This is a genomic window from Candidatus Aminicenantes bacterium, from assembly GCA_026393795.1.
Classification (GTDB): domain Bacteria; phylum Acidobacteriota; class Aminicenantia; order UBA2199; family UBA2199; genus UBA2199.
Genome location: JAPKZL010000285.1, coordinates 1 through 8532, shown reverse-complemented (window position 1 = coordinate 8532; position 8532 = coordinate 1). Strand labels below are relative to the sequence as shown.

The following is an 8532-nucleotide window of genomic DNA, read 5'->3' as shown; positions in this document are numbered from 1 at the left end:
GGGAATTCCACGTTTTCATAGGCCGTATAGACGGGCAGGAGATTGAAGGTCTGGAAAATGAAACCGATGGAATGGTTGCGCAATTCCGCCGCTTCGCGGTGGGACAGCTTCTCGATTTGGCGCCCCAGCACTTCGGCGCTGCCCGAGGTGGGAGTATCCAGGGAGCCGACGATGTTGAGCAGGGTTGTTTTCCCCGAACCGCTCGGACCGACCAGGCCGGAAAATTCGCCGGCCCCGAAAATGAGGCTGACGTTGTTCAGGGCCGTGATCTGCGACAATCCCATCGGATAGGTCTTCACCAGGTTTTCGGTCCGGATCAGCTGGATACCGGTCATAGGCCACCTCCGCGCTGCATCATTTTACTAGATATTCCATATGGCCATCAACTGGAAGCCCCTGCCGCTGAAGGTGTTGTTCCCCGACTGGACGCCGATGATCGGCCCTTGCCGGGGATTCCAGAATGCCAGCAGGAGAAATTGCCAGCGGTCATAGGTACGCTGCCAGCTGGCGAGGCTGTATGCCTGATTGCGCCGCCAATCGAAATAGACGACCAGGGCCAGATTGTCAAGCAGGCCGAGCGGATAGCGGGCCTGCAGCGCCGACAGAGAGAGGCCGCCTTCGCCGTGCGCGAAAGGGGAGGCCGCCGCCTGGGAAAAGAATTGCTCGGCCAGCAGGTAGAGGCCGTTGCCCAGCTTGTAGGTGTAATCGATGCCCAGGGCGGATGAGCGCTGCCAGGAAACGCCTCCGGCCGGATCGTCCTGGCGGCTGAATGCCGATTCAACCCACAGGCCGATGCCCAGGTCCCATTTTCCGTCCAGGGCGAACCGCTCTTCGCTCATGCGCACGGATTCGCCATCGACGCCGCCAGGGGCGAGCCGGCGGCGGTGGATCGTCAGCCCGGCTTCGCCCGAAAACAGCGGCGCCTGGAAGCGGGCGCCGAATTCCGGCGTGTGCTCGGCCGTCAGCCGCGTTTCCCAACCCTTGGTCCCCTGGTTGCCGTAGAGCCCCCACAGCCAGAGGTTGGCGTTGTTCTTGAAATAATAGCGCAGCAGCAGCCCGTAGACTCCATAGCTGATCTGCAGCGGGTCGCGGAGATCTAGCGCATCGAACCACATCAGCGGCCGAAAAACCGTCGCCGATCCGAAATTGATCTTTTGCAGTCCCAAGCGGGCTTCAAAGCGCTGGGAGTAAAGCCGCAGCCATAGGCGGTAGGGCTTGATCTCTCCGGAAAAATCGGGAGAACGCCAACCCGGAGCCGAACCGGCCGCGTGGATGTCCAGGGCCGCTTCGCCGTCGAGCTTCCAGCGGCTGCCCAGGGCAACGGCCAGGGAGAGGTCGGGCTGGTAGCGCAGCGCCAGGCGTGGGGTCGAGGGCGTATCGTCATTCAGCGAGAACCAGGCGCACAATTGCTGCTTCCATTCGCTCTCCACTGCGACCAGCGCGCCGCCCAGCTGGGTCATCAACGCCAGGACAAGGCAGAGCTTGCGGATGGTCATGATCGTTTGGCCGCGCCGGTGCTCAAGGCGGAGAAGAGCGTGGCGAACCGCTCCGCCGGCAGCTGCTCGGCACGGGCCTGGTCGGGAATGCCGCAGGCGCCAGCGGCGGCGGCCAGGGCCTGTTTTCCGAAATGGGGCGCCAGGTTATTGAACAGCGTCTTGCGCCGTTCGCCGAAGCACAGCTTGACGAAGGGATAAAATTCGGCAACGGCCGGGGGCGGCGGCGACTCGTTGGGGCGGACGGCGAGAACGGTCGAAACGATCTTCGGCTTCGGCTGGAAAGCTCCCGCCGGCACATTGAAGCAGCGGCGGGCGTGGAAAAATGTCTGGAAAACGACCGACTGGGCGTTGTATTTCTTGCTGTTCTCGGCCGACAGTATCTTATCGACAAAATCCTTCTGCAGCATCACCACCGCTGCGCCGATGCCGGCGCGCTGGGCGATGAACCAGTCGATCAGGTCCTTGGAAATATGATAGGGCAAATTGCCGATGATACCGACCCGACATTGTGGATACAGTTCGGCCAGATCAATGCCCAGGATGTCTTTTTCCAATACCTGCGCCCGTTCGCCGAAGCGCTCGCGCAGCGTTTCGGCCAGGATGGGGTCGATCTCGATCAGGGTGACTCGGCCGGCGGGTATTTTTTCCAGCAGCAGCCCGCTCAAGATTCCTGGTCCGGCGCCGATCTCAAGAACCGGTCCCGGTAGCGGCAGAAAAATGTCGATTATTTTGGCGGCGATGCTCCTGTCGCGCAGGAAATTCTGGCCCAGTTTCGCGGATTTTGGCATATTCGTATTATATGCCTCTAGTTAGAGTCTTTCCAGCATGGGACTGATGCTCGTTTCAGCCGCTGGCACGATGGCAACACCCGCAGCGGTTTCCGGCGCTGCGCTTGAATTCCAGCGGCCCCTACTGTATAACTGGGTCGTGGATAAAATCGAATTTCCTGGCTGGCAAGCGGGAACTGCTAATCAGGATGCATGCGGAAATCAAGCGAACTTCATGTGGGACTTTTTGCCTTGAAATCAAGGATCAAGTCACTGGCTAAAAGAGCCATGCCCAAGAGCGTCGTCAGCATCCTGCGCTTCTTATTGCATTGGGATCTCCCGCGCCTGCTGGAAAAACGCAGGACCAGGCGCATCTTTGCCACGGCAGCGGCCGCGCCGTCATATCTCGACATCCGGGCGCTGGAAACACTCCAGATGAAGTATCCTCCCCGGCCTGAATACGGATACGATGCACGCACTCTTGAAGCCAGGGGAAGCGAAAGGGCTTTGCAGATCCTCCGTTTGCCGGGGGCACGAGGAGCGCGGTCTTTTCTCGAGCTCGGATGCTGGGACGGAATGGTAAGCTGCTGCCTCAGCCGCAAGGGGAAAAAGGCGACCGCCATCGACAACCGGGATGCCGGATTTGATGAACGAGCGCTTAATGAGGGCGTGAGAATGCTGCCGATGGATGCCGCCGACCTGCGCTTCGAGGACGAAAGCTTCGATTTTGTTTTTTCCTATGATGCCTTTGAACATTTCGCCTCGCCGGCAGGAGTGTTGCGGGAAGCGACCCGGGTGGTCAAAAATGGGGGGCATATCTACCTGGAATTCGGGCCGCTTTACTATTCGCCTTTCGGCGAACATGCCTATCGTTCGATCACCGTGCCGTACTGCCAGTTCCTTTTCCCAAAGGACCTGATCAACGACTTTGCGGCGCGAAAAGTGCTGAAGCCCATAGACTTCAGTCACGTGAACGGGTGGTCTCTTGAAAACTACAGGGAGTTGTGGGACACGTATTCCCGCGTGCTTAAGAAGGTTCGCTACAAGGAGAACCTCTGCCTGTCTCACCTGAAACTGATCAGAACATATCCCTTTTGCTTTAAAAGTAAGTCCAGCTGCTTCGAGAATTTCATTGTCGCAAGTATCAGCGTGCTGTTCGAGAAAACGGAACGCAAGTCGCCTTCCTCCGCGTGATCCGGCCCGGGGAGGTTTTTTCCAGCGGCATCCCGCTCTAGATCCCCCGGCCCGGCGCCGATCTCCAAGACCGGTCCGGTTTGCGGCAGGAAAACATCGAGTATTTTGGCGGCGATATTCTTGTCGCGCAGGAAATTCTGGCCCAGTTTCGCAGATTTAGCCATGAGTGATTTGCCGGACGATGTAATCGAAGGCGGCCGCAAATTCGCGCTGGAACTTTTGCTTGTCAGCGAAGGGGCGGATTCCGGTCGGCTCGACCCGGTCGCTGAGCACCACCAGGGCGTGAAAAGGCTTGCGCAAAAACCAGCGCAGGGGAAACAATTCCATTTCCACGATGTCGGTACGCATGGCGCGCTGCGCCGCCAGCCAGCCTTTAGTTTCGCGCTGGATGATATCGACGCTGACGCCGCAAACGACCGGGAACCGTGCTTGGGCGTCGGGGAAGACCTTGAGCAACAGCGAGCGCGAGGTGGAAAAGCGCTTGAAAACCGAGCCGGGCCGGATCTCGCCCACTTGCAGTGCGGCCGGCTCCTTGAAGCGAGGCCGGATCGCCCCGGCCGAGCCCAGGAAATAGATCTCCTTGTCGGGCAGGCCGTCGACCAGCGCCAGCAGGGTGAGCAGGTGGGGATAGCCGAGAAAGCCGCTGATCAGCGCCATGTTGTCGAACCACAGCAATGACGAATGCAGGAAGTCCTGCCGCTGCAAGGCCCGCTTTTGCAGCGAGGCGAAATGGGATTTTTCGGTGAAATAGGGGACCAGGACCAGGGATGGCGGCATGACGAACCGCCGGGGTTGGAAGAGTGAGCGATTCATGTGATAAATGGGCGATAGAGGATTTGAACCTCTGACTCCTACCGTGTGAAGGTAGTACTCTAGCCGCTGAGTTAATCGCCCAGGGCGCCATTATAAAATGAAATCATCCAGCGGTCAAGAGATTGTGCAAGTCCGCCATATTAGGGACCTGTACAAGGGCTTGACTTTGCAGGAACCTTTCGCATAAAATACACTCATCATGGCAGCCAGGAATCTCAAACATTTTTTCAAATACGTGTTCATCGATCTTTTGCTGGCGGCGCTGATCTCCTTTTTTCTGATCAACTACGTCGTCTCGGCCTACAAGGTCGAGGGCGGTTCGATGGAGCCGCTGCTCCGCGACCAGGAGCGCATCCTGATCTCCAAGCTGGGCATCAACCGGGACAACCTGCACCGCTTCGACATCGTGGTGCTGTACAAGCCCGACGAGCCCGACAAGTCGCTGGTCAAGCGCATCATCGGCTTGCCCGAGGAGATCATCGAGATCCGCGGCGGCGAGGTGTACATCAACGACAAGCCGCTCAAGCAGCCCTGGCAAAGCGACAATCCGGAGGCCATGAAAGCGCCGGACGACATGAAGGCGCTGCTCATCCCGCACGGCATGTTTTTCGTCATGGGCGATAACCGCCGCATCAGCCTCGATTCGCGCCAGTTCGGCCTGGTGCCGCAAAAGTATATATTCGGCAAGGCCTTTTTCCGCTATTGGCCTTTCGCCGCCATCGGCAAGATCGAGTAGATCCGTCCGGCTTAAAACACAAGAAATACGCGAGGCAGGCGTTTGCCGGCGAAAAGGAGTAACATGATCAAGTCAGCGAACATCTTTCTGGTCGTCGTTCTTTTCCTGTCCCTGTCCGTTGTGGCCGCGGAAGAAAGGCGGATTATTCCACTCAACCCTGGTTTCGAAACAAACGGAAATCCGGGCTTGCCCGCGGGCTGGAAGGTCGTCGGGCCGGCCGAGCGGGCGTCCGCCGATACGACGGTGTTCCATGGCGGCCATGCCAGCCTGCGGCTTCGCCATGCCGAACCCGCCAGCAGCAGCGTGTTCTCCGAGCCGGTCAAACTGCAGGTGGGCCGCTTCTACCGCTTGCGCGCCTGGCTGCGCACCGTCGACGCCTTCACCAACCCGGCCGATCGTTATCCCACGCCGGTGGCGGCCTGCCTGGCCATGGAATCGTTCCCGTTCACCAACCATTCGCCGGCGGCCGGCGCCAGCAGCGAGTGGCGCGAGGTAACTGTGATATTCGTGGCCACGCGCGCTATCGACCGCATCGGCCTCCATTTCGGCTACAACGGCAAAGCCAGCGGCACGGCTTGGTTCGATGACGTGCAGCTGGAGGAGATCACCGACATCGGCGCCGTTGTCCCGGCCGAAACCATCCAGCGCTACGGCAAGGCCTTCCGCTTCAGCGACCGCGGCTGGACCTTCCTGCACATCGAGGGCAAGCCCTATTCCCGCGGCTACCAGCACGGCTACCTGATGGCCAATGAGATCGCCACTTACATGGAGAAGCTGGCGGTCTTGCAGAACAGCGCCAACCCGGCGCAGGGGTGGTCGCAATTGCGGCTGCTCACCGATGCCCTGCTGCTGCGCCAGTACGAGGAGGAATACCTGCTCGAGATGCGCGGCATGGCCGACGGCATGAACGCCCGCAAAACGGTCATGAAGCACAAGAGCGGACCCATCGAGCTGCTGGACATCGTCGCCATCAATTCGGCCATCGACCTGGGGCAGATGGAGAGCGCCCTGGCCAGGACCGCGACGCCGCTCAGCGGCCGCGATTTTCCCCCGGCCGGCGAAGAACAGATCCCCGACCGCCTGCACAAGTGCTCGGGTCTGCTGGCCAACCGCTCGGCGACGGCTAACGGCGACCTGGTCTTTTTCCAGATGTTCATGTGGAACGGCTACACCGGCGTCAGCTTCAACGTCATGTGCGACATGGTCCCCGAAAGCGGCCGGCGCCTGGTCTACGAGACGTTTCCCGGCGGCATCCACTCCGGGACCGATTTCTATCTCAACGATGCCGGGATCATGATCGGCGAAACCACGACGCAGCAGACCCCTTTCGACGGCAGCGGCATCCCGCAGTCGGACCGCATTCGCAAGGCCGCCCAGTATGCGACTTCGGTCGACGACGTGGTGCGTATCCTCACCACCCGCAACAACGGCCTCTATACCAATGACTGGCTGATCGCCGACGCCCGCCGCAACGAGATCGCGGTCATGCTGCAGGGGACGAAAAAATATAAATTGTGGCGCGGCCGCGACCGGGAGTTCCCCGGCGACACCACCGATTTTTACTGGTGCGTGAACAACGCCAAGGACCCCGAGGTGCGCAAGGAATACATCCCCGACGCCCAGAACAGTCCCTTTGACCTCAACTTCAGCCCCTCCAACCGCGACATCGTCATGTTCGACTTTTACCGGCAGAACCGGGGCAAGATCGACCTGGCGGCGGCGATCGGCCTGATGGCCTCCTCGCCGATCAACCGCCCGCACGCCTGCGACGGCAAGATCACCACCGGCGAAATGGCCCGGGAGATGGTCTTCATGGCCCATTACGGCAAAACGACCCTGCGCGAAAAGATCCCCGGCGAGACGCCGCGCATGCCGCTCCTTCCCGACGCCGTTCCGCACCTGACCCTGGGCTACACGACGTTCTCGCCCAGGGTGCTGAGCGCCATGATCCAGACGCTGCCCGCCGCCCAAGGTGTTGGGACGGCAGCCCCGGTCGCTACTAAGCTAGTGGCTGATGTTTCCGCGCTCGCCGATCTCTACGCCTTCGCCGCCGACAAGCTCTGGAGCAACACCGTTTATCCGGCCTCGGCGCAGGAGAACTGGTTCGTCAGCGCCAGTGCCGCCTACCACGGGTTACTGCGCCGCCTGCCGGCCGACGGCGCCGAGGCGGCCGCCTTCATGCGCGACTCACTGACCGAGATGAACGACCGCCTGCTTTTCCTGATCGGCCAGGAAGGCAACCTGACCGCCGTGCAGGCGGAGCGGAATTACGGCCGCTACGGCTCCTACCAGATCCCGCGCATCCGCGGCACCTTCCTGCTGCACCAGCTGCACCTGGCCATGGGCAGCCAGGCCTTCTCCGCCTTCATGAAGGATCTCCATGCCCGTTTCCGGAACCGGCCCATGAGCAACATGCAGTTCAAGGAGATCTTAAGCAAAGCCGCTCTCGACCAGGCCCTGGTCGACGCGGCCGAGCAATGGCTGACGCGCCCCGACCTGCCTGCGCCGGCGCTGAGCGCCAGCTCCAAACAGGACAACGGCCAATGGAAGGTCACCCTGGAGGTCGTCCAGCCCCAGGCTCCCTATTTTTGCTTCTGGACCACGGTGCGCCTGGAGACGGAAAAGAAATCATTCTGGAAGCCGATCGAAGTGAAGGCCGGGCGCCAGTCCTTTGAATTCGTCCTGGCCGACAAGCCCGTGCGGCTGATCTTCAACGCCGGCAACGACATCCCAACGGCCAACGACCGCTTCTTTACCTTCAGCCATTTCAACGACCGCTTCGCCAGCACGCGGGTGGTGTACGGCACCTGCCGCGAAATCGAGGCGTTCCATTCGCTGGGATTGCGATTTTGCACGGTGCTGGCCGACGCCTTCAGCGAGACCCTGCCGCCGCTGCACAAGGACAGCGAGGTCACCCAGACAATGCGGACCGATTCCGACCTGATCGTCCTGGGTGGAAGCGAGGACAACCTGCTCACCCGCGAGCTGGGGGAGAAGCTGGGGCTGAAGCTCGGCAAGAACTGGTTCTCCTGGAACGGCCAGGTTTTTGGCCAGGAAAACGACGGCCTGCTCGCGGTCTACCCGAACCCCGACAACCCGCGGCGCATGCTGACCCTGATCATCGCCAACAGCGCCCTGCAGCTCTACCAGATGACCAAGGCCTACCAGATCCTGCCTTCATGGGCCCTGTTCCGCGGTGAGAACGTGGTCGAGCGCGGCTACCATTATCCGGCCGTTTTCAGCATCGATTTGAACTAACGAGGTCCGCACCGCTACTTGTCAGACCGGCCCCGGATATGTTATAAAGGAGCCGATGAAAGCTCGTTTTATTTCATTGGCAGCGCTCTTTTTTGTTTGCGCCGCCATTCTGTGCGCCCAAGCTTCCGTCGCCGAGCTGAAGAAATCGGTCGTCGAAATCGGCCACCTCGACTTCACCAGCGACGTTCCGGTCCGCTACCTGGACCGCGCCCAGATGAAAAGCTATATCGAACGGCTGTTCGACAGCGATTATCCCGAAGAACTGGCG

8 protein-coding genes and 1 tRNA gene are annotated in these 8532 nt (G+C 60.4%); 4 read left to right on the top strand and 5 right to left on the bottom strand.

Annotated features, from left to right (window positions below):
• The 3 genes from NTW95_14000 to rsmA form a co-directional block, all read right to left on the bottom strand.
• Positions 1 to 284 (bottom strand): ATP-binding cassette domain-containing protein (locus tag NTW95_14000; GenBank protein MCX6558520.1); only part of this gene is annotated, 284 nt, incomplete at its 3' end.
• Between the two features lie 78 nt (positions 285 to 362).
• Positions 363 to 1496 carry a hypothetical protein gene (locus tag NTW95_13995; GenBank protein MCX6558519.1) on the bottom strand — a complete coding sequence of 378 codons (1134 nt, stop codon included), beginning with the start codon at positions 1494 to 1496 and terminating at the stop codon, positions 363 to 365.
• Positions 1493 to 2284, bottom strand: a complete 792-nt coding sequence (gene rsmA, locus NTW95_13990; protein ID MCX6558518.1) for a 16S rRNA (adenine(1518)-N(6)/adenine(1519)-N(6))-dimethyltransferase RsmA — start codon at positions 2282 to 2284, stop codon at positions 1493 to 1495. Before rsmA ends, NTW95_13995 begins: the two co-directional genes overlap by 4 nt.
• 267 nt (positions 2285 to 2551) lie before the next feature.
• Between rsmA and NTW95_13985 the strand changes: the two genes are divergently transcribed.
• Positions 2552 to 3457: a methyltransferase domain-containing protein gene (locus tag NTW95_13985; GenBank protein ID MCX6558517.1), complete on the top strand. Its 906-nt coding sequence runs from the start codon at positions 2552 to 2554 to the stop codon at positions 3455 to 3457.
• Between the two features lie 156 nt (positions 3458 to 3613).
• Here the strand turns inward: NTW95_13985 and NTW95_13980 are convergent, their stop codons facing one another.
• Positions 3614 to 4234, bottom strand: coding sequence for a hypothetical protein (locus tag NTW95_13980; protein ID MCX6558516.1), 621 nt, complete (start codon positions 4232 to 4234; stop codon positions 3614 to 3616).
• Positions 4235 to 4278: 44 nt separating this feature from the next.
• Positions 4279 to 4351, bottom strand: a tRNA-Val gene (locus NTW95_13975).
• A gap of 118 nt (positions 4352 to 4469) precedes the next feature.
• Between NTW95_13975 and lepB the strand changes: the two genes are divergently transcribed.
• The 3 genes from lepB to NTW95_13960 form a co-directional block, all read left to right on the top strand.
• The gene (gene lepB, locus NTW95_13970; protein MCX6558515.1) at positions 4470 to 5006 is read left to right on the top strand and encodes a signal peptidase I; all 537 of its coding nucleotides are present in this window, start codon (positions 4470 to 4472) and stop codon (positions 5004 to 5006) included.
• Between the two features lie 63 nt (positions 5007 to 5069).
• A complete protein-coding gene (locus NTW95_13965; GenBank protein MCX6558514.1) occupies positions 5070 to 8264 on the top strand; it encodes a C45 family autoproteolytic acyltransferase/hydrolase in 3195 nt (1064 codons plus the stop codon).
• Between the two features lie 55 nt (positions 8265 to 8319).
• The coding region (locus NTW95_13960) for a hypothetical protein (protein MCX6558513.1) at positions 8320 to 8532 on the top strand (213 nt) is incomplete at its 3' end.

What these genes read in the sequence shown, in the direction of transcription:
- NTW95_13985 (MCX6558517.1), top strand. Translation starts at nt 2,552, where the DNA reads ATGCCCAAGAGCGTCGTCAGCATCCTGCGCTTCTTATTGCATTGGGAT.
- rsmA (MCX6558518.1), bottom strand. Translation starts at nt 2,284, where the DNA reads ATGCCAAAATCCGCGAAACTGGGCCAGAATTTCCTGCGCGACAGGAGC.
- NTW95_13965 (MCX6558514.1), top strand. Translation starts at nt 5,070, where the DNA reads ATGATCAAGTCAGCGAACATCTTTCTGGTCGTCGTTCTTTTCCTGTCC.
- NTW95_13980 (MCX6558516.1), bottom strand. Translation starts at nt 4,234, where the DNA reads ATGCCGCCATCCCTGGTCCTGGTCCCCTATTTCACCGAAAAATCCCAT.
- NTW95_13995 (MCX6558519.1), bottom strand. Translation starts at nt 1,496, where the DNA reads ATGACCATCCGCAAGCTCTGCCTTGTCCTGGCGTTGATGACCCAGCTG.
- lepB (MCX6558515.1), top strand. Translation starts at nt 4,470, where the DNA reads ATGGCAGCCAGGAATCTCAAACATTTTTTCAAATACGTGTTCATCGAT.